The organism is Mesorhizobium sp. M1334 (assembly GCF_040317995.1).
Taxonomy (GTDB): Bacteria; Pseudomonadota; Alphaproteobacteria; order Rhizobiales; family Rhizobiaceae; genus Mesorhizobium.
Map to the genome: position 1 here is coordinate 89,555 of NZ_JAMYLM010000012.1, position 19,486 is coordinate 109,040.

The following is a 19,486-nucleotide window of genomic DNA, read 5'->3' on the forward strand; positions in this document are numbered from 1 at the left end:
CCTAGGCCGAAAACACTGTGCGGCCCGCCACCATCGTTTGCAAGACCTTGCCTTGCAGTCGCGCGCCTTCGAAACAGGTGTTTTTCGAGCGTGAGCGGATGCCGCTCTCGCTAACGACCCATGGCTCGTCCAGATCGACGAGCGCAAGGTCGGCCAATGCCCCCGGTTTCAGCGTGCCGCCGGGCAGGCTGAACAACCTTGCCGGCGCGGTCGATAGTGTCTCGATCAGCCGCAGCAGCATCACGTCGCCATTGTGATAGAGCCGCAGCGCTGCGCCTAACAGCGTTTCCAGCCCGATGGCGCCGGCCGCAGCATCGGCAAAGGGCAGGCGCTTGGTGTCGACGTCCTGCGGGTCGTGCGAGGAGACGATGAGGTCGATGGTGCCGTCCTTGATCGCTTCGATCATCGCCAGCCGGTCTTCCTCGGCGCGCAGCGGCGGCGTCAGCCGGAAGAAGGTGCGGTACTCGCCGACATCGTTCTCGTTGAGCGATAGATTGTGGATCGACACGCCTGATGTGACATTGGCGCCGTCGGCCTTGGCTCGCGTCACAGCAGCCGCCGCCATCGCCGTCGAGATCTTGGCCGCGTGATAGGCGCCGCCGGTCAGCCGCGCCAGCGCCAGATCGCGCTCCAGGGGGATGGATTCGGCCTCGCGCGGAATACCGGCAAGGCCGAGCCAACTTGCATATAGGCCTTCATTCATCACGCCTGACGAGGCGAGATCGGCATCCTGGGTTTCGTGGGCGATCACGCCACCGAAATCGCGCGCATAGGTCAGCGCCCGGCGCATCACCAGCGCGCTGGCAATAGAATGCCTGCCGTCGGTGAAGGCGACCGCGCCGGCCTCGCGCAGCAGGCCGAATTCGGTCATCTCGCGGCCTTCCAGCCCCTTGGTGATCGCCGCTGCCGGAAAGATGTTGACGATGGCTGTATCCTTGGCGGTGCGCAGCACGAATTCGACCAGCGCCACATTGTCGATCACCGGGTCGGTATCGGGCATCATCACAATCGAGGTTACGCCGCCGGCCGCTGCCGCCACGCTGGCCGAGGCGATGGTCTCCCGGTGTTCGCCGCCCGGTTCGCCGATGAAGACACGCGCATCGATCAGGCCGGGGATGATCGCCTTGCCGGCGCACTCGATGATCGTGGCGGCTTCGGGCGCGCCCTGGTTCAAGGCCGCCTTGCCAGCGGCAACAATTTTGCGCCCTTCGACGATGACGGTGCCGATCTCGTCGATGCCGCGCGATGGGTCGACGATGCGGGCGCGGCTGAAGACCGTTATGCTCATCGGCCCCGACCCTCGTCGTTTCGACGCGGGTCGAGCAGCGCTTCCATCACCGCCATGCGTACGGCGACGCCCATCTCAACCTGTTCCTGGATGACGCTTTGCGGGCCGTCGGCGATCTCCGAGGCGATCTCGACGCCGCGGTTCATCGGGCCGGGATGCATAACCAGCGCACCGTCCTTGGCCGCCTTCAGCTTCTCGGCGTCGAGGCCGAAATAGCGGAAATATTCGCGTACCGACGGTACGAAGGCGCCTTCCATGCGTTCGCGCTGCAGGCGCAGCATCATTACCACGTCGGCGTCCTTCAGACCCTCGGCCATGGAACGGGTGACGATGACGCCCATCTTCTCGATGCCGGCGGGCAAAAGCGTCGAAGGGGCGACGACCCTCACCTGGGCACCAAGCGCGTTGAGCAGGATGATATTGGAGCGGGCCACGCGCGAATGCAGGATGTCGCCGCAGATCGCCACGATCAGCTTCGACAGCGGACCCTTGGCGCGGCGGATGGTCAGTGCGTCGAGCAGCGCCTGGGTAGGGTGCTCATGGGCGCCGTCGCCGGCATTGACCACCGAGCAGCCGACTTTTTGGGCAAGAAGTGCTGCCGCGCCGGCCGATTGATGGCGGATGATCAATATGTCGGGACGCATGGCATTCAGCGTCATCGCAGTATCGATCAGCGTCTCGCCCTTTTTCACCGAAGAGCTCGCTACGGACATGTTCATGACGTCGGCGCCGAGCCGTTTGCCGGCCAGCTCGAACGACGATTGCGTACGGGTCGAGGCTTCGTAGAACAGATTGATCTGGGTGCGGCCGCGCAGCGTCGATGTCTTCTTGTCCGATTGCCGCGAGATGGCAACGGCCCGGTCCGCCCGGTCGAGCAGAAGCTCTATGTCGGCGGGGGAAAGATCGCGGATGCCCAGAAGATGGCGGTGGGGATAAAGTGGCAGGGACGATGCGTCGGTCATCTCAAGTCGCTGCTATAGGGGGGAGGCTCCGCGGCTGCAAGCATCGGCTTGGGATTGGATCGGTTCTCCCCGGTATTTTCGTCGCGCGCCGCTGGCCATAGGCTATAAACCGCCTTGGCTTTGGATTCGCAGCCTTCAGGTGATAAGGACGAAGCGTGACTGACGACGTGACCAACCAGCCGCCGCCGCTGGCCGGCGGCAACGCCTGGCGGGGCGATCCGTTGCTGATCCAGCTTGCCGAGCGCTTTTCCGATCCGGTGCGTAAGGACCTCGACGGGCTTGGCCGTTTCGTTCTGACACATGAGGCGCAGGAGCTGGCTCGTCTTGCCAATGTCGAGACGCCGAAGCTCAGGACCCATGATCGCCAGGGCCGGCGCATCGACCAGGTCGAGTTCCATCCCGCCTATCACGCGCTCATGCGCCGCTCTGTTGCCAACGGGCTGCATTCGTCGGTCTGGGAGAATGGCGACGCCGAGATCGGCCGTCGCCACCAGGTGCGTGCCGCGCGCTTTTATCTCACGGCTGAGCTCGAGACCGGGCATCTCTGCCCGATCACCATGACCAGCGCTTCGCTGGCAGCGCTGATGGCCAGCCCGAAGCTGTTTCGCGAATGGGCGCCGCGGGTGACGACGCGCAAGTACGATCAAAGCCAAAAGCCGCCGGTCGAAAAAGCAGGGCTGACACTCGGCATGGGCATGACCGAGAAGCAAGGCGGCACCGATGTCCGCGCCAACGTCACCAGGGCCGAGCGCGCCGGCAGCGGGTTTTATCGCCTGACCGGCCACAAATGGTTCATGTCGGCGCCGATGTCGGATGCCTTCCTGGTGCTCGGACAAGTGCCGGAGGGACTGTCGTGCTTTCTCGTGCCCCGCTTGCTCGGCGACGGATCCGGTAACGGCTTCCGTTTTCAACGGCTGAAGGACAAGCTCGGCAACCGCTCCAATGCCTCGTCGGAGGTGGAATTCGTCAGTGCCATCGGCGAGATGGTCGGCGAGCCCGGCGCCGGCGTGAAGACGATCATGGATATGGTGACCCTGACGCGGCTCGACTGCGCTGTCGCCTCGTCGGCGATCATGCGGGCCGGACTGGCCGAGGCTGTCCACCACACGCGCCACCGCAAGGTGTTTGGAACCAATCTGATCGAGCAGCCGCTGATGCAGCGTGTGCTGGGCGATATGGCGCTCGACGTTGCCGCCGCTACCGCGCTGTCGTTCCGGCTGGCGCGCTCCTTCGACGAGGCGGCCGGCGACCGCGGCGAGGCGGCCTTCGCCCGCGCCATGACGCCTGTCGTCAAATACTGGGTTTGCAAGATTGCGCCGCCGCTGCTCTATGAAGCGATGGAGTGCCTCGGCGGCAATGGCTATGTCGAGGAGGGGCCGCTCGCCCGCTACTATCGCGAAGCTCCGGTCAACGCGATCTGGGAAGGTTCAGGCAACGTCATGGCGCTCGACGTGTTGCGCGTGCTCGGCCGCGCGCCAGGCCTGTTCGACGACGTGCTGGCCGGCATCGACCGCGATCTAGGCGCCGGCGGACGCGGCACCGTCGGCGTGCTCAAGGCGGCAATGCAGGTCGCAGCAACCGACGAGGGCTCGGCGCGGCTCTTGACCGAGCAATTGGCATTGTCGGCGGCGGCGGCAGAGCTTCGCAGGCTGGGGGCAGGGCGGATCGCCGACGCCTTCGTCGAAACGCGCCTCGCCGGCCAGTGGCGCAATACCTATGGCATGATCGATTCGCGCCATGATGCCCGCATGATCATCGATACGCTCTACCCGCCGATCAACTAGGTGCCGTCGCCAAATTCGCTGCCGCTCTCGCGCCCCTGTGGATGGCCGTTAACCTTAACGAATGGTTTCCATTGCGGCGGCCGGTGGCAAAGCCCAATGTTATGGTTAAGGCAAGGACTGTTCAGCTTGAGCGGCTTTGCCCTGCGAAGCGGGAGCGTCATGCGGCATATTCTGAGCTCTTTTCTGGCATTGCATTGGGCGGCCGTTTTCGCCCTGCTGGCGTTCATCTGCATCGACGGGAATCGAGGCGTGGCGACGGCCCTTGGCGTACTGGGCGTTCCCGTCCAGAACACTCGATTTGCCGATCTCGAAAACGCCGTCGTCGTGGCACCGCTCGCCGTGGCACTGCTTGTCGTCGCGGTGTTGTTCTGCTGGGCTTTTGTTGAAGCACTGACCAGCCACGCGACCAACCCGGATCCTGCCGACAGCGTCGTGCGGATCGCCTTCATCTCCGCCTTGGGCGTGCTGTCGCTGATAGTCATCGGCGGCGCCGCGCAAGGCATCAATGGGCTGTTCATGGTTGTCGCGGTGCAATTGGCGGCACTTCTGGCGTCCTATGTCGCGATGCTCGCCGAGAGGCGGTCGGCCGTTGCCGCTGCAGTTCCAGGGACCGGCGACATCCGAGCGGCCGCGCATGTCATGGCCAAGGCAGCGGCGCATAATTCCTCGCTTGCCCGCATTTCCGGCCGGCTGGATTCGAGGGACGACCGCTGATGCGCACCTTGTTCGCGCTTTGGGCGGCTCCGCTCCTCTTGTTTTGGGGCTGGTTCTTTCTGTCGCTCAACGACATCAATTTCGGCTACGTCATGCTGAGCCGTCAATTGCACGATCTCGTCTTCCAGCTCTATGGACAGATGCTCGGCGTCGATCCGGCACTCATTCCGGGCATGGTGGCGAAAGCTTGCGTGTTCGATGGGCTGCTGCTGACGGGGTTCTGGGCATTTCGCCGCCGCAAGGCGATTGGTGGCTGGATCACGGCGATGCGCAACCGCTATTTCGACCAGGCATCGACGCCGAGCACCTGAAGCCGGTCGAGAACGCCTTGGAGGATAAAAGCGGCCGCCGCAGAATCGATCTTGCCGGCGCGTTTCTTGCGGGAAAAATCCATCTCGATCAGTGTCCGCTCGGCCGCCACCGTCGACAGTCTTTCGTCCCAAAAGACGAAGGGCAGATCGGTCAATCCAGCCATATTGCGTACGAAAGCGCGGGATTTTTGGGCGCGCGGGCCTTCCGAGCCGTCCATGTTGATGGGGAGGCCGATCACCACGGCGCCGGCGTTTTCCTTCTGTAGCAGAGCGAGCAGCACTGCGGCATCGAGCGAGAATTTCCTGCGCATGATGACAGCGCGCGGGTGGGCGAAGGACAAGCCGCGATCGGAAACCGCCACGCCGATCGTCTTGTCGCCGAGGTCGAGACCGGCCAGGGTCTTGCCGCCGCCGAGCCGGGCCGGCAACTCCTCGATGCTGATGATGCCCAACGGCTTTTCCTTTGACCGCGACGCCGCACGTCTTATACGCGCAAGCGTGCGTCGTACTTTAATTTCGCCGTCGGCGTTCTATCCTCTACCGAAGCAAAAATCGAGGAAAGCATTGATGAAACTGACCTGGTACGGACATTCGGCATTCCGAATCGAAATCGAAGGCGCGAAAATCCTCATCGACCCCTATCTGGTCGGTAATCCGTCGTGGACGGGTGGGTGGGAAGGGCCGGCCGAAGGGGTCACGCACGTGTTGCTCACCCATGGCCACAGCGACCACATCAGCGGCGCCATCGAAGTGCTCAAGAAGAGCGCTGCGATGCTGGTCGCCAATTTCGAGATTTGCATGTACCTGGTCGGCAAGGGCGTCGGTAACAAGCAGATCAATCCCGGCAACATCGGCGGTACGGTCGATTGCGGCGGCTTCACCACCACCTTCGTTCAGGCTCTGCATTCATCGTCGTTTCCGGGCGAGGGCGGCCAGAATACCTATCTCGGCAATCCGGGCGGGCTGGTCCTGCACTTCCCCGAAGACAAGACGCTGTACCATATGGGCGACACCGACATCTTTTCCGACATGGCGCTGATCAACGAGTTGCATGAACCGAAGATCGGCATCGTGCCGATCGGCGACCGCTTCACCATGGGTGGCGCGGTGGCAGCCCTTGCCTGCCAGCGTTTCTTCAAGTTCGAGACGGTCGTTCCCGCTCACTTCGGCACATTTCCGATGATAGATCAGACCGCCGACAAATTCGTGGCCGGACTGGACGGATCGGGTGTGAAAGTGGCGTTGCCGAAGATCGGCGAGACGATTACGCGGTAGAGAAAGCCGATCGGCACGATACGATGCGCTTGAGAAACTCTCTTTGCATTTCCATGCTGGTTGCCGCGTCGCCGGCGCTGGCCGCCGAGGATTTCATCAACGGGGTCTATCTGCAATCGGAGGATCTCTGCGCGCAGGCCAAAAAGGATACGCTGCAGACGGTGATCGAGGGCGGCAATATCGTGCTGCCGGCAAATGGCCTGGAAAGCATCGAATATAATTGTGAATTCCTGCAGATCACCAAAGCGACACGCTCACCAAGCTGGGCGGTGACCGCTATATGCCAGGAGCCGGGCTACGTCTTTCCCGATGTTCTCTCACTGACACAGATGAGCCCGAAGCAGATCGACCTGGTATCGGTTCGGCCTGCCGCCGACGAAGGCGAGCAGAGCGGTAACGGCGGCAGTTATTTCCTCTGCGACGGCGTCACGATGCCATAGGGCCGTTGTCGGCACGATGCATGTTGCGCGGCACGCGCTGCGCCGCTATAGCGCTGGTTTTCCCCGAGGCACAAACATGTCCGTTGATATAAAAAACGTGAAGCGCGTCGCGCACCTTGCCCGTATTGCGGTGAGCGAGGAGGATGCAGAGCGTATGACCGGCGAATTGAACGCCATTTTGGGCTTTGTCGAGCAGTTGAACGAAGTCGACGTTTCCGGCGTCGAGCCGATGACCTCGGTCACGCCGATGGCGATGAAAAAGCGCCAGGACCTCGTCACCGACGGCGGCAAGGCAGCTGACATCGTCGCCAACGCGCCAGCGACCGAAGAGAATTTCTTCCTTGTGCCGAAGGTCGTGGAGTAGCAGGCCGATGGCAATCGACATCGCCGCTGAGACGCCGCTGCAGGACGATGTGCGTGGGCTGGTCGAGGAGCTGAACGCCACATTGCTGGAGCTGACGCCGCCGGAGCATTGCTATCATTTGACCGTCGAGCAGATGGCGGATCGCGACACGACCGTTTTCATCGCCCGCGATAACGGCCTTGCCATCGCTTGCGGCGCACTGAAGCGCCACGATGCTGTGGTCGGCGAGGTCAAGCGAATGTATACGCGACCTTCGCATCGCGGCCGCAAGATCGGCGCGAAGATTGTCGAGCGTATCGAGGCGCTGGCGCGCCAAGAAGGGCTTAAGCAGCTGGTGCTGGAGACGGGGGACCGTCATCCCGCCGCCTGGACCGTCTACGAACGCGCCGGTTTTTCCCGCTGCGGCCCGGTGCTGAATTATCCCGATTCCGAGTGGTCGGTATTTTACGAAAAGAGCCTTGCCTGATGACCGACCTGACCCAACTGACGATTTCGCAGGCCCGCGCCAAATTGCGTTCCAGGGAGATCACCGCCACCGAAGTCACCGAGGCCTATCTATCGGCGATCGAGCGAGCCAATCCGGCGCTCAATGCCTATGTCGTGGTCACCGACGACAAGGCCCGCGACATGGCCAAGGCCTCCGACGCGAAATTAGCCAAGGGCGAGGGCGGGTCGCTCGAGGGTATCCCGCTCGGCATCAAGGATTTGTTCGGCACCGAAGGCGTCCACACCCAGGCCTGCAGCCATGTGCTGGACGGCTTCATGCCGCGCTACGAATCGACGGTCACGGCCAATCTGTGGGCGGATGGCGCCGTCATGCTCGGCAAGCTCAACATGGACGAGTTCGCCATGGGCTCGTCCAACGAGACCTCGTATTATGGGCCGGTCATCAACCCGTGGCGGCGTTCGCGCCTCGACACGGTGGTGATGCCGACGACACATCAGGGCGAGGGTGGCTTCGTTTCGGCGGGCCGCACCAGGACCGCGCGCACGTTGGACAATGCCCAACTGGTGCCGGGCGGTTCGTCCGGTGGATCGGCATCAGCCGTCTCGGCCTTCCTGTGCGCAGGCGCCACCGCCACCGACACCGGCGGCTCGATCCGCCAGCCCGCCGCCTTCACTGGCACAGTCGGCATCAAGCCGACCTATGGCCGCTGCTCGCGCTGGGGGATCGTAGCTTTTGCCTCGTCGCTCGACCAGGCCGGGCCGATCGCGCGCGACGTCCGCGATGCCGCGATCCTGTTGAAGTCGATGGCTTCGGTCGACCCGAAGGACACGACGTCCGTCGACCTGCCGGTGCCGGACTACGAGGCGGCGATCGGCCGCCCGATCAAGGGCATGAAGGTCGGCATCCCCAAGGAATATAGAGTCGACGGCATGCCCGCGGAGATCGAGGCGCTGTGGCAGAAAGGCATTGCCTGGCTGCGGGATGCCGGCGCCGAGATCGTCGATATCTCGCTGCCGCACACCAAATACGCGCTGCCGGCCTATTACATCGTGGCGCCTGCCGAAGCCTCGTCCAACCTCGCCCGTTACGACGGGGTCCGCTATGGGTTGCGCGTGCCCGGCAAGGACATTGTCGACATGTATGAAAAGACCCGCGCCGCCGGCTTCGGGCGCGAGGTCAAGCGCCGCATCATGATCGGCACCTATGTGCTTTCCGCCGGCTACTACGATGCCTACTATCTACAGGCGCAGAAGGTTCGAACCCTGATCAAGCGCGACTTCGAAAATGTGTTCGCCGCAGGCGTCGACGTCATCCTGACGCCGGCAACGCCTTCCGCCGCCTTCGGCATCGCCGACGAGGACATGGCCGCCGACCCGGTCAAGATGTATCTCAACGACATTTTTACGGTGACGGTGAACATGGCCGGCCTGCCCGGCATAGCGGTTCCGGCTGGGCTCGACGCCAAGGGGCTGCCGCTCGGCCTGCAGCTGATCGGCCGGCCCTTCGACGAGGAAACGCTGTTCCAGACTGCCCATGTCATCGAACAGGCGGCCGGCACATTTCAGCCGGAAAAATGGTGGTAGGATCGTTTCTCATCTGAGGGGGTGAGGGATGTTCTTCTATGTCTCCAAGATTCTCTGGTTCTTCGTTCAGCCGTTGAATCTCGCGATCTTCCTGCTGCTGGCGGGGCTGGTCGCGGCGATGTTCGGCCGGCGGCGATTGGCGGCCGTCGGCAGCACTCTTGCCTTCCTCATCCTTGTTGTTGCGACATGGAGCCCGCTCGGCCCCATGATGCTAAATCCGCTGGAGGAGCGCTTCCCCAGGCCGCCGCTGCCGGAAAAGGTTGACGGTATCATAGTGCTTGGCGGCAGTCTGGATGGCGCCGTCAATCTGGTGCGTGGCGGCTATGAAATGAACTCCAGTGGCGACCGGATGGTCGAGGCGGCCGTGCTGGCGCGGCGGTTTCCGACAGCGAAAGTCGTTATCTCCGGTGGCAGCATCGAAACCTTCCGCGGCGGCGAAGGCGATGCAGATACCGCACCGCGTCTTTTTGCCGCTTTCGGCGTGGCGGCCGATCGGTTGATCCTCGAGAACAAATCCCGCAACACCTACGAGAATGCTGTCTTTACCAGGGAACTGGTGATGCCGAAACCAGGCGAGACCTGGTTGCTGGTGACCTCGGCCTTCCACATGCCACGCGCCAAGGCGCTGTTCGACAAAGCCGGCTTTTCGACCATTCCGTGGCCAGTCGACTATCGCACCTCCGGTAGGGAAGGCATCGCCACCTTCCCCTATCCCGGCGACTGGCTGGAGGTCACCACTGTTGCGATCCGCGAATGGATAGGGCTCACCGCCTACTGGCTGTCGGGCCGCATCGATCGGCCTTTTCCCGGGCCGGGCGGCTGACCGAGCACCGCCTGCCGCGCCGCCGAGAAAAATTGGCGGCGCACCAGCACCGCCAGCAGCAGCAGCGTCGATAGCACGAAAACGGTGGGATCGACGAACCAGCCAAGATAGCCAATCGAGAAGAACACGCCGCGTAGGCCCGAATTGAAATGCTTCCCGGCCAGCATGTTCATGCGCGCCGCACGCCAGACTGCCGTTTCGGTGACCGGATTGCGCGACGCCTCGCCATGCGGGATCGGCACGGCGCCGATCAGGATCGAGCAATAGTTGAACAGCCGGTAAGCCCAGCCGAACTTGAAAAAGGAAAAGGCCAGGATCAGCACCAGGCCGAACACCTTCGTCTGGAACGCCGCGCGTGAGGGCGTAGCGCCAAACGGCAGGTCACCCAGCACGGTCAGAACCTGGTCGGAGGCGCCGAGCAAAGCAAAACAGCCGCCGATCGCAATCAGCGAACTCGAGGCAAAGAAGGCGGTTCCCTGCTGCAGGCCGCTCATGATGGCGGTGTCGACGATGCGGATCTCGCGCTCGGCCATGGTCCGCATCCAGGCCTCGCGCTGCGCGTTCATCGCCCTCGTCAGCGACATGCGGCTGACCAGCATTCCGTCGGCGGCGAGCGTATGCAGCACCCACGCGGCAAGGAAGAACCCCAGCGCCGCAAGGTCGGCCATCGATAGATGAAAGGAATCGCTCATGCGGTGCTTTTACCACAGGCGGAGGGGACGCTTCGATGGCCGAAGCTGGAATGTCGCTGCCGGAGCAAACAAGGTCGGCAGGCGCAGCGCCGCAATCGTCAAAACAGCGGAAAACACCATGGGAATTCCTATATGTAGACCTCAACAAGGTCCCAGGAGAAAACGCCCACGTGTTCCTTTCGGTTTTCGACCTGTTCAAGATCGGCATCGGCCCATCGAGTTCGCACACGATGGGGCCGATGACGGCTGCGCGGCGGTTTCTCGACGAGATTGCGGGAGACGACTGGCCGCGCCCGGCCGGCGCCAAGGTCGACCGGATCGCGGCCAGCCTGCATGGCTCGCTCGCCTATACCGGCATCGGCCATGGCTCCGATCGTGCCGTGGTGCTCGGCCTCGCCGGCCAGACGCCGCAGACGGTGGATCCCGACCAGGCGGACGGCATCGTCGCTCGCATCGCCGCCGAGAAGCGGATCTCGCCGCCCGGCCATCCGTCCTATCGTTTCGACCCGGCAATGGATCTGGTGCTGGATCGCAAGACGCCGCTGCCGGGTCACGCCAATGGCATGGCCTTCTCTGCCTATGATGCCGGCGACCGGTTGCTGCTGAGGCGCGTCTATTATTCGATCGGCGGCGGCTTCGTAATGTCCGAGGAGGAACTGCAGCGGATGAAAGCAAGGGGCTCGGCGACAACCGAAGGCAAGAAGGTTCCGTATCCGTTCAAGAACGCCGTCGAAATGCTGTCCATGGCAGCGAAAAGCGGGCTTTCCATTGCCGAGATGAAGCGCGTCAATGAGGAGACGCAGATGTCGCGCGAGGAGCTCGACGCCGGCCTCGACGGCATCTGGAGCGCCATGAAGGGCTGCATCGAGCGCGGCCTGTCGCAAGACGGCATCATGCCGGGCGGACTCAAGGTGCGCCGCCGTGCCCGGATGCTGCACGACAAGCTGCAGGAGCAATGGCAGCAGAACCGGCCCAACCCGCTGCTCGCCAACGACTGGCTGTCGATCTATGCGATGGCGGTCAATGAGGAGAACGCCGCCGGCGGCCGTGTCGTCACCGCGCCAACCAATGGGGCGGCCGGCACTCTGCCCGCAGTGCTGCGCTACTGGTTGCATTTCCATCCAGAAGCCGACCAGCCCAGCATACGCGATTTCCTGCTGACGGCGGCGGCCGTCGGCGGCATCATCAAAACCAATGCTTCGATCTCGGGGGCGGAAGTCGGCTGCCAGGGCGAGGTCGGTTCGGCTTCGGCAATGGCTGCGGCGGGATTGTGCGCCGTCATGGGCGGCACGCCCGAGCAGGTCGAGAACGCTGCCGAGATCGCGTTGGAACATCATCTCGGCATGACCTGCGATCCAGTCGGCGGGCTGGTGCAGGTGCCGTGTATCGAGCGCAACGCGCTTGGTGCCGTCAAGGCGGTGACCGCCGCTTCGCTGGCCATCAAGGGCGACGGCGTTCATTTCGTGCCGCTCGATGCCGCGATCGAGACGATGCGCCAGACCGGCCTCGACATGAACGAAAAGTACAAGGAAACCAGCCTCGGCGGATTGGCAGTCAATGTCGTGGAGTGCTGACCGCCAATCTGGTGGCCTGGACCACCACTGTGGAGAAGTCGATCAGGCCGTTGACGCGTTCGCGTGCTGGACTAAACCTTAAACGATGTCTCTCAATCTCATAAAGCTTTGCGTCGGCTGTGACAGCGTCGAGGATCTGGAAGAGTGGATTGCTTTCCGTCTCGACGAGCGGCGCCGCGCCGGCGAACCGGCCGAGCACTACCACACCACCCGCATGGTGCCGACACGCGGCGTCGAGATTACCGACGGCGGCTCGCTCTACTGGGTGATCAAGGGCAATGTCCAATGCCGCCAGCTGATCACCGAAATCCGCCCCTTCACCGATGACGAGGGCATCGGCCGTTGCCATCTGATCCTCGATCCCGAGGTCGTGCGCACTGTCTGGCAACCGCGCCGTGCATTCCAGGGATGGCGCTACTTGAAGCAGGCGGACGCGCCGGCCGATCTCGGAAAGGGCAAGGCCGGGCTGATCGAGATGCCGCCAAAGCTCAGGCGAGAGCTTGCCGATCTCGGCCTGCTCTGACGCCGAGAAGGTCGCCTCATCTGGGCTTGCAAGCCGGGGAACAACGCCACATCTTGAATGTCATGAGCGACAAGAAGCAGCCCGTGCCTGCAAGGGCCAATCCTGCACCGGTCGAGTCTCAATCGAGCACCGGCGAGATCGACGCGTTTCTCCGTCAGGCAAGGACGCTCGCTGCATCCGCCACCGGTTCAGGCAGGCTGATCCTGTCCCTCGACGCGACGATGAGCCGCCAGCCGACCTGGGATCTCGCCTGTGCGCTGCAGGCCGAGATGTTCGACGCCGTCGGCAAGGCCGGGGCGCTCAAGGTTCAACTTGTCTATTTTCGCGGCCTTGGCGAGTGCCGCTCCTCCGCATTCGTCACCGATACCGAAGCTCTGAAGCAGCTGATGACGCGCATCGACTGCCGCAGCGGCCATACCCAGATCGGCAAGGTGCTCGCCCATGCCCTGAAACAGACGGCGGCGGCCAAGGTCAACGCGCTGGTCTATATCGGCGACGCGATGGAAGAAAACATAGATGATCTGGCCGAAAAGGCCGGCAGCCTCGGTCTGCACGGCGTTCCTGTCTTCGTCTTTCAGGAGGGCCATGATGCCGCCGCGGAAAAGGCGTTCAAGGAGATTGCGCGGCTGTCGAAAGGGGCCTGGTTCCGCTTCGATCGGCGGGCTGCCGCAACCTTGGCCGGCCTGCTTTCGTCCGTCGCCGTGTTTGCGACCGGCGGGCTGAAAGCACTAGAGGCCCGGGGCAGACCGGAAGACCGGCTGATGATCGAGCATATGCGGGGCGGCGGAAACTGATGAGCGCAATTATCGCTTTTGTAGCGTTGCTTCTAGTGCTTCTCGGCATGCTCACCATCTTCCTGCGCGCCGATGCGGCGAAGCTTGCAGGCGGCATGAGAACGCTTGGACCTGTACTGCTCGGGCTGGTCGGCGTCGCCGTGCTGCTGGTCGGGCGCGAGGGCATCGGCGGCTTGATCCTGTCGGTTGCGCTCGCCTGGTACGGCTCCATGCGCATGAATCGGCCGGCGGCAAAACTGGCACAAGGCAAGCGTTCGACAGTTCGTACCGCGGCGCTTGAAATGGAACTCGATCACGATACCGGCGGCCTCGAAGGCCTCGTGCTGGCCGGGCGCCATGAAGGCAAGATGCTTGGCTCGATGGGGCGTGCCGAGTTGCAGCAACTCTATCGCGAACTCTCCGGCGATCCGGAGAGCCGCCAATTGCTAGAGACGTATCTTGACGGCAGATTTCCCATCTGGCGCAAAGACGCTGATGCGAATGACGGCGAAGGGCTGGGTGTTGCGCCAGGTTCTGGCGCCATGACTAAGGAGGAGGCCTACAAGATCCTTGGTCTTGAAGCGGGGGCTGCCGCGGCGGATGTCCGCAAGGCGCACCGCCGCCTGATGCAGCGCCTGCACCCCGATATCGGTGGCACGTCTTTCCTGGCGGCGCGGATCAATGAAGCCAAGGACGTCTTGCTCTCCAATCACAACTAGTCTCCTTCGACGCAGAACTTTCGGGAAAGATATCGTTTCGCGCGCCGCTTACTGCTGGACGGCGTAGCACTCGATCTTCTTCTTTTTCAAAGCGTTGCAGGCCTTCCAGGCAGCGGTCTTCGAACCGAAACCACCGAACCGGGCGCGGTAGTAGGTGACGCCGTCCTTGTCGAAGGCGACGGTGAAACCGGAGGCATCGGCCAGAACGGAGGGTGCCTGCTTCGTCGCCTTGTCGAGGTAAGCCTTCGCTTCGGCCTGTTTTGGCGAAGAGGCGACCTGGATTGCCCAGCCGGATGGCACCGATGCCGTGCTGACCGGATCGACCTCTGCCGCCGGTTCGGCATAGGCTGCGGCGACCCGGGCTGTCGCCACGTCGTCCACCGTCGCCACGGCCGTCGTCTTGACCCTCTTGGCCTGAACGACCGGAGTGGTTTCTTCAACGACGGGCGCATTTTCCTCGACAAGGGAGGCAACGGCATCGTCGTTCGGCTTACTGTCCGGTGTCGGCGCGTCATGCTTCGGTAGAAATACCTTGGCCAAGGCTGAAATCGGATTGCCACCGCCAGCCTTGGCAATCAGCACGCCGCCGCCGCTCGACGACGCTTTCGGCATGTAGGCATTGATCAACCCGGCCATCTGGCTGTCGCGGCTGCCGCCGGATCTGCCGCCCATGACCACCGCTACGATCCGCCGATCGCCATCCGAGACCGAGGACACCAGATTGTAACCGGAGGCGCGGGTGTACCCGGTCTTAATGCCGTCGACGCCCTTGATGCGTCCGAGCAGACGGTTGTGGCCGTTGATGCGCTGCCGCCCATAAAGAAAGGAGCGCTGCGAGAAATAGCCGTAATATTGCGGAAAATGCTCTCTCAGGGCGATGCCGAGCATCGCCATGTCGCGCGCGGTTGTGAACTGGCCGGGATCAGGCAAGCCGTTGGCGTTGCGGAAAACGGTTCCCCTCATTCCCAGCGCCCGCGCCTTGGCGGTCATCATGCGGGCGAAATTGGCTTCATTGCCGCCGAGCATCTCGCCAAGCGCTGTTGCGGAATCGTTTGCCGATTTGGTCACCATCGACAGGATCGCGGTCTCGACCGTGACCGAGCCGCCCCGCTTGACGGCGAGCTTCGTCGGCGGCTCGGCAGCGGCATTGGCCGAGAACACGACCGGGGAATTCTTGCTGATCCTGCCCTTCGCCAATGCCTCGAACGTCAGATAAAGCGTCATCATCTTGGTAAGCGAGGCCGGATAGCGCCGGCCATCGGCATCGGACGAATAAAGTACCTTGCCGGTCTTGGCATCGATGACGATGGCCGCCGACTTGGCCGCCATGGATGAAGCCGCGTCCGCGACGACGAAGCTCATCGCCATAGCGAGGATCATGATCGTTTTGAGGGGGGACGCGGATTTGGAAACGAAGCCCGACAACGCCTTACGCACTGATAGTTCCTTTGAATTTCCGTTGCCTTGGAGGCGGCAAAGGGGTCCTGCCTCACCTTCGGCCACGCTAACGCGGGCAGCGTTACCAATCCGTTTATGGTAACCGCCGCGTTCACCATTTTCTGCGGGATTGAGCTTCTCTTTATTCGAATCTTAGCGATTGCCGGCAGCTCACGATGCGCATTGCCGCGGGAATCTTGACTTTTTGTGCACTGCACAATATATTTACACGCATTGCACAACGCGGCCCGGACAAGGCGCGTCTATCGTCCAAGGCAACCGTTCAAGGGAAAGCGTGAAATGACCCAGACCTATGAAGATTTCAGCAAATACGGCAAGGAATTTGCGGACACCGGATTGAAGAGCTTCGCCTCGCTGTCCAAGGGTGCACAGGCTATCGCCGCCGAGGCGGGCGAGTACACCAAGAAAAGCTTCGAAGCCGGTAGCGCCGTCGTCGAAAAGCTCTTTTCCGCCAAGTCGCTGGACAAGGCGATTGAGATCCAGTCCGACTATGCCAAGCAGTCCTATGAGAGCTTCGTCACCGAGGCCACCAAGCTTGGCGATCTCTATGTCGAACTCGCCAAGGAAGCTTACAAGCCGTTCGAATCGATCGTCGCCAAGGCGAAGTAAATTCGACGAACATTCCGAGCCGGCCCCTGGGCTTGCAAAGACAGACCCGGTCGCGAACGCGCGGCCGGGTTTTTTAATGCCAGCTCGAAATCGGGGGCCTACGGTCTTCACGATTTGAAAAATCGGTCAAGTTTGGCCACCTAGCCATATTGTCAGCTAAACAGAAGGGCTTAAAATCGTCCATCGAACACCTACATGTCGAGCATGCATGAGGATTCGAAAGAGGCAGGACTACGTGACTACAGGTTTGACTGCCACGAGCTACGTGGTGCGAATGCAGAACGGCAGCAACGGCAATGAGGCCGGTCGCGGCACGGCCGTCATCACGCGCACAAAAACCAAGACCAAGAAGCCCAGTCTGTATCGGGTCCTCATTCTTAACGACGACTACACACCCATGGAATTCGTGGTCCACGTGCTGGAGCGCTTTTTCCAGAAGGACCGCGAAGCCGCCACACGCATAATGCTTCATGTTCACAATCATGGGGTGGGCGAGTGCGGGGTCTATACATTCGAGGTGGCCGAGACCAAAGTGTCTCAGGTCATGGATTTCGCCCGACAGAATCAGCATCCGCTGCAATGCGTGATGGAGAAGAAGTGAGGTAACATGCCGGCTTTCTCCCAAGGCCTGGAAAAGGCGCTTCACCAAGCGCTGACGCTCGCCAATGAGCGGCACCATGAATATGCAACCCTTGAACATTTGCTGCTCGCCCTGATCGACGACACCGAGGCGGCGGCCGTCATGCGTGCCTGCAACGTCGATCTCGACGAGTTGAAGCATACGGTTCTCACCTATATCGACACCGAGCTCGACAATCTCGTCACCGGCTACGATGAAGATTCCAAGCCGACTGCCGGTTTCCAGCGCGTCATCCAGCGCGCGGTGATCCATGTGCAGTCGTCAGGCCGCGAGGAAGTATCCGGCGCCAACGTGCTCGTCGCCATCTTCGCTGAGCGTGAAAGCCACGCCGCTTACTTCCTGCAGGAACAGCAGATGACCCGCTACGACGCGGTCAACTACATCTCGCATGGCATCGCCAAGCGCCCCGGCGCTTCCGAGACGCGTACCCCGCGCGGCGCCGACGACGAGCAAGGCAGCCAGAGCGGAGCCGAGCCGCAAGACGAAGGCGGCAAGAAGAAGCAGCAGCAGGACGCGCTGACTGCCTATTGCGTCAACCTGAACAACAAGGCCAAGGCCGGCAAGATCGATCCATTGATCGGTCGCGAGAGCGAGATCAACCGGACCATCCAGGTGCTGTGCCGCCGCTCCAAGAACAACCCCCTCTATGTCGGTGATCCCGGCGTCGGCAAGACGGCCATCGCCGAAGGCCTCGCCAAGCGCATCGTCGAGGGCGACGTTCCCGAAGTGCTGCACAATGCCACCATCTTCGCGCTCGACATGGGCACGCTGTTGGCCGGCACCCGCTATCGCGGCGATTTCGAGGAGCGGCTGAAGCAGGTCGTCAAGGAGCTCGAGGATTATCCCGGCGCCGTGCTGTTCATCGATGAAATCCACACCGTGATCGGGGCAGGGGCCACCTCCGGCGGCGCCATGGATGCATCGAACCTGTTAAAACCCGCACTGTCGTCCGGCGCCATCCGCTGCATCGGCTCGACCACCTACAAGGAGTTCCGCCAGTTCTTCGAGAAGGACCGCGCGCTGGTGCGGCGCTTCCAGAAGATCGACGTCAACGAGCCGACGGTCGAGGACGCCATCGAGATCATGAAGGGCCTCAAGCCTTATTTCGAGGAGTTCCACAAGGTCCGCTACACGAGCGAGGCGATCAAGGCTTCGGTCGAACTCTCGGCGCGTTACATCAACGACCGCAAGCTGCCGGACAAGGCGATCGACGTGATCGACGAGACAGGTGCCTCGCAAATGCTGGTGCCGGAAGCCAAGCGCAAGAAGACCATCGGCATCAAGGAGATCGAAGCGACGATCGCCACCATGGCGCGCATCCCGCCGAAGACGGTTTCCGCCGACGACGAGAAGGTGCTGCAAGGCCTCGACATCGAGTTGAAGCGCGTCGTTTACGGCCAGGACACCGCGATCACAGCGCTGACCTCGGCCATCAAGCTGGCGCGGGCCGGCCTGCGGGAACCGGAAAAGCCGATCGGCTCGTACCTGTTCTCGGGCCCGACCGGTGTCGGCAAGACGGAAGTGGCCAAGCAGCTCGCCGCCTCGCTCGGCGTGGAGCTGATCCGCTTCGACATGTCGGAATATATGGAACGCCACACCGTTTCGCGGTTGATCGGCGCGCCTCCCGGCTATGTCGGCTTCGACCAGGGCGGCCTTCTGACCGACGGCGTCGACCAGCATCCGCATTGCGTGCTGTTGCTGGACGAAGTCGAGAAGGCGCATCCGGACCTGTTCAACATCCTGTTGCAGGTCATGGACCACGGCAAGCTGACCGACCATAACGGCAAGCAGATCGACTTCCGCAATGTCATCCTGATCATGACCACCAATGCGGGCGCATCCGATGCGCAGCGCGCGGCGATCGGTTTCGGTTCGACCAAGCGCGAAGGCGACGATGTCGAGGCGATCAACCGGCTGTTCACGCCGGAGTTCCGCAATCGTCTCGATGCGATCATTCCGTTCGGCTCGCTGCCGGTGCCGGTCATCCATCAGGTGGTGCAAAAGTTCGTCATGCAGCTGGAAGCGCAGCTTTCCGAGCGTGGCGTGACCTTCGATTTGTCGCAGGATGCAATCGCATGGCTGGCCGACAAGGGCTATGACGAGCGCATGGGCGCCCGGCCGCTTGGCCGTGTCATCCAGGAGCACATCAAGAAGCCGCTGGCCGACGAGGTGCTGTTCGGCAAGCTCAAGAAGGGCGGCACGGTGCGTGTCACCGTCGAGAAGAAGGAAACCGGCGAGACCGGCCTGAAGCTCGAATCGCTCGCCGACGAGGCGCCGGTGAAGCCGAAGAAGGAAGAGCCGGACGACGTGCCGAAGGCCAAGAAGGCGGTGGCAAAGAAGCCCGCCGCGAAAAAGGCGGTGGCGCAGAAGCCGGAGCCCAAAGGTAAGGACGGCGGCAAGCGCAGTCTCGTGCCGCAACTGCCGCGTAAGAACTGACGAACCAGCCAGTAAAAAAGCCCCGGAAACGGGGCTTTTTTTGTGACACCCTCCGGTTAAGCACCCGGCG

General features: G+C 62.4%; 21 protein-coding genes. 16 read left to right on the forward strand and 5 right to left on the reverse strand.

Going from position 1 to position 19,486, the window contains the following annotated elements; all coding sequences use genetic code 11:
- Position 1: 1 nt before the first annotated feature.
- Positions 2-1,288: a dihydroorotase gene (locus NKH17_RS20500; protein WP_352876648.1), complete on the reverse strand. Its 1,287-nt coding sequence runs from the start codon at positions 1,286-1,288 to the stop codon at positions 2-4.
- A complete protein-coding gene (locus tag NKH17_RS20505; protein ID WP_352508460.1) occupies positions 1,285-2,250 on the reverse strand; it encodes an aspartate carbamoyltransferase catalytic subunit in 966 nt (321 codons plus the stop codon). Before NKH17_RS20505 ends, NKH17_RS20500 begins: the two co-directional genes overlap by 4 nt.
- Before the next feature lie 155 nt (positions 2,251-2,405).
- On the opposite strand from NKH17_RS20505, the gene NKH17_RS20510 reads away from it, so the two are divergent.
- The 3 genes from NKH17_RS20510 to NKH17_RS20520 all read left to right on the forward strand — a co-directional run bounded on the left by NKH17_RS20510 (position 2,406) and on the right by NKH17_RS20520 (position 5,059).
- Positions 2,406-4,034, forward strand: a complete 1,629-nt coding sequence (locus NKH17_RS20510) for a DNA alkylation response protein (RefSeq protein ID WP_352898968.1) — start codon at positions 2,406-2,408, stop codon at positions 4,032-4,034.
- Between the two features lie 159 nt (positions 4,035-4,193).
- Entirely contained in the window at positions 4,194-4,748 is a 555-nt protein-coding gene (locus NKH17_RS20515; RefSeq protein ID WP_254817337.1) for a hypothetical protein, read from the forward strand.
- Complete coding sequence (locus NKH17_RS20520) at positions 4,748-5,059, forward strand: DUF6105 family protein (protein ID WP_352478942.1); 312 nt, start codon at positions 4,748-4,750, stop codon at positions 5,057-5,059. The genes NKH17_RS20515 and NKH17_RS20520 overlap by 1 nt, the downstream gene beginning before the upstream one ends.
- Here the strand turns inward: NKH17_RS20520 and ruvX are convergent.
- Positions 5,026-5,511: a Holliday junction resolvase RuvX gene (ruvX, locus tag NKH17_RS20525; RefSeq protein ID WP_352898965.1), complete on the reverse strand. Its 486-nt coding sequence runs from the start codon at positions 5,509-5,511 to the stop codon at positions 5,026-5,028. The two genes, NKH17_RS20520 and ruvX, sit on opposite strands and share 34 nt — an antisense overlap.
- 115 nt (positions 5,512-5,626) lie before the next feature.
- Here ruvX and NKH17_RS20530 point away from each other — a divergent pair, with 115 nt between their 5' ends.
- From NKH17_RS20530 to NKH17_RS20555, 6 genes are all read left to right on the forward strand, one after another.
- Positions 5,627-6,334: a metal-dependent hydrolase gene (locus tag NKH17_RS20530; protein WP_352898963.1), complete on the forward strand. Its 708-nt coding sequence runs from the start codon at positions 5,627-5,629 to the stop codon at positions 6,332-6,334.
- A gap of 23 nt (positions 6,335-6,357) precedes the next feature.
- Positions 6,358-6,774, forward strand: a complete 417-nt coding sequence (locus NKH17_RS20535; protein ID WP_352898961.1) for a hypothetical protein — start codon at positions 6,358-6,360, stop codon at positions 6,772-6,774.
- Between the two features lie 76 nt (positions 6,775-6,850).
- Positions 6,851-7,138: an Asp-tRNA(Asn)/Glu-tRNA(Gln) amidotransferase subunit GatC gene (gene gatC, locus NKH17_RS20540; RefSeq protein WP_352898959.1), complete on the forward strand. Its 288-nt coding sequence runs from the start codon at positions 6,851-6,853 to the stop codon at positions 7,136-7,138.
- Positions 7,139-7,145: 7 nt separating this feature from the next.
- On the forward strand, positions 7,146-7,604 hold the full coding sequence (locus NKH17_RS20545) for a GNAT family N-acetyltransferase (RefSeq protein WP_352898956.1): 459 nt from the start codon (positions 7,146-7,148) through the stop codon (positions 7,602-7,604).
- Positions 7,604-9,169, forward strand: coding sequence for an amidase (locus tag NKH17_RS20550; protein ID WP_352898954.1), 1,566 nt, complete (start codon positions 7,604-7,606; stop codon positions 9,167-9,169). Before NKH17_RS20545 ends, NKH17_RS20550 begins: the two co-directional genes overlap by 1 nt.
- A gap of 28 nt (positions 9,170-9,197) precedes the next feature.
- Complete coding sequence (locus NKH17_RS20555; RefSeq protein ID WP_254817330.1) at positions 9,198-9,992, forward strand: YdcF family protein; 795 nt, start codon at positions 9,198-9,200, stop codon at positions 9,990-9,992.
- On the opposite strand, the gene NKH17_RS20560 is transcribed toward NKH17_RS20555, so the two are convergent.
- Positions 9,941-10,684, reverse strand: a complete 744-nt coding sequence (locus NKH17_RS20560) for a DUF599 domain-containing protein (protein ID WP_352645631.1) — start codon at positions 10,682-10,684, stop codon at positions 9,941-9,943. The genes NKH17_RS20555 and NKH17_RS20560 overlap by 52 nt on opposite strands.
- Before the next feature lie 170 nt (positions 10,685-10,854).
- Here NKH17_RS20560 and NKH17_RS20565 point away from each other — a divergent pair, with 170 nt between their 5' ends.
- The 4 genes from NKH17_RS20565 to NKH17_RS20580 all read left to right on the forward strand — a co-directional run bounded on the left by NKH17_RS20565 (position 10,855) and on the right by NKH17_RS20580 (position 14,273).
- Positions 10,855-12,258: an L-serine ammonia-lyase gene (locus NKH17_RS20565; protein ID WP_254817328.1), complete on the forward strand. Its 1,404-nt coding sequence runs from the start codon at positions 10,855-10,857 to the stop codon at positions 12,256-12,258.
- Positions 12,259-12,343: 85 nt separating this feature from the next.
- Positions 12,344-12,781 carry a DUF1489 family protein gene (locus NKH17_RS20570; protein WP_254817327.1) on the forward strand — a complete coding sequence of 146 codons (438 nt, stop codon included), beginning with the start codon at positions 12,344-12,346 and terminating at the stop codon, positions 12,779-12,781.
- Between the two features lie 62 nt (positions 12,782-12,843).
- Positions 12,844-13,575 (forward strand): vWA domain-containing protein, encoded by a 732-nt coding sequence (locus NKH17_RS20575; protein ID WP_023674917.1) that lies wholly within the window; start codon positions 12,844-12,846, stop codon positions 13,573-13,575.
- Positions 13,575-14,273 carry a DnaJ domain-containing protein gene (locus NKH17_RS20580; RefSeq protein WP_254817325.1) on the forward strand — a complete coding sequence of 233 codons (699 nt, stop codon included), beginning with the start codon at positions 13,575-13,577 and terminating at the stop codon, positions 14,271-14,273. The genes NKH17_RS20575 and NKH17_RS20580 overlap by 1 nt, the downstream gene beginning before the upstream one ends.
- 48 nt (positions 14,274-14,321) lie before the next feature.
- Here the strand turns inward: NKH17_RS20580 and NKH17_RS20585 are convergent, their stop codons facing one another.
- The gene (locus NKH17_RS20585; protein WP_352898950.1) at positions 14,322-15,710 is read right to left on the reverse strand and encodes an SPOR domain-containing protein; all 1,389 of its coding nucleotides are present in this window, start codon (positions 15,708-15,710) and stop codon (positions 14,322-14,324) included.
- A gap of 300 nt (positions 15,711-16,010) precedes the next feature.
- Between NKH17_RS20585 and NKH17_RS20590 the strand changes: the two genes are divergently transcribed.
- The 3 genes from NKH17_RS20590 to clpA all read left to right on the forward strand — a co-directional run bounded on the left by NKH17_RS20590 (position 16,011) and on the right by clpA (position 19,416).
- On the forward strand, positions 16,011-16,340 hold the full coding sequence (locus NKH17_RS20590) for a phasin family protein (protein WP_352898947.1): 330 nt from the start codon (positions 16,011-16,013) through the stop codon (positions 16,338-16,340).
- 274 nt (positions 16,341-16,614) lie between these two features.
- A complete protein-coding gene (gene clpS, locus NKH17_RS20595) occupies positions 16,615-16,941 on the forward strand; it encodes an ATP-dependent Clp protease adapter ClpS (RefSeq protein WP_023717744.1) in 327 nt (108 codons plus the stop codon).
- A 6-nt stretch (positions 16,942-16,947) separates the two neighbouring features.
- Positions 16,948-19,416 (forward strand): ATP-dependent Clp protease ATP-binding subunit ClpA, encoded by a 2,469-nt coding sequence (gene clpA / locus NKH17_RS20600; RefSeq protein WP_352801709.1) that lies wholly within the window; start codon positions 16,948-16,950, stop codon positions 19,414-19,416.
- Positions 19,417-19,486 lie beyond the last annotated feature (70 nt).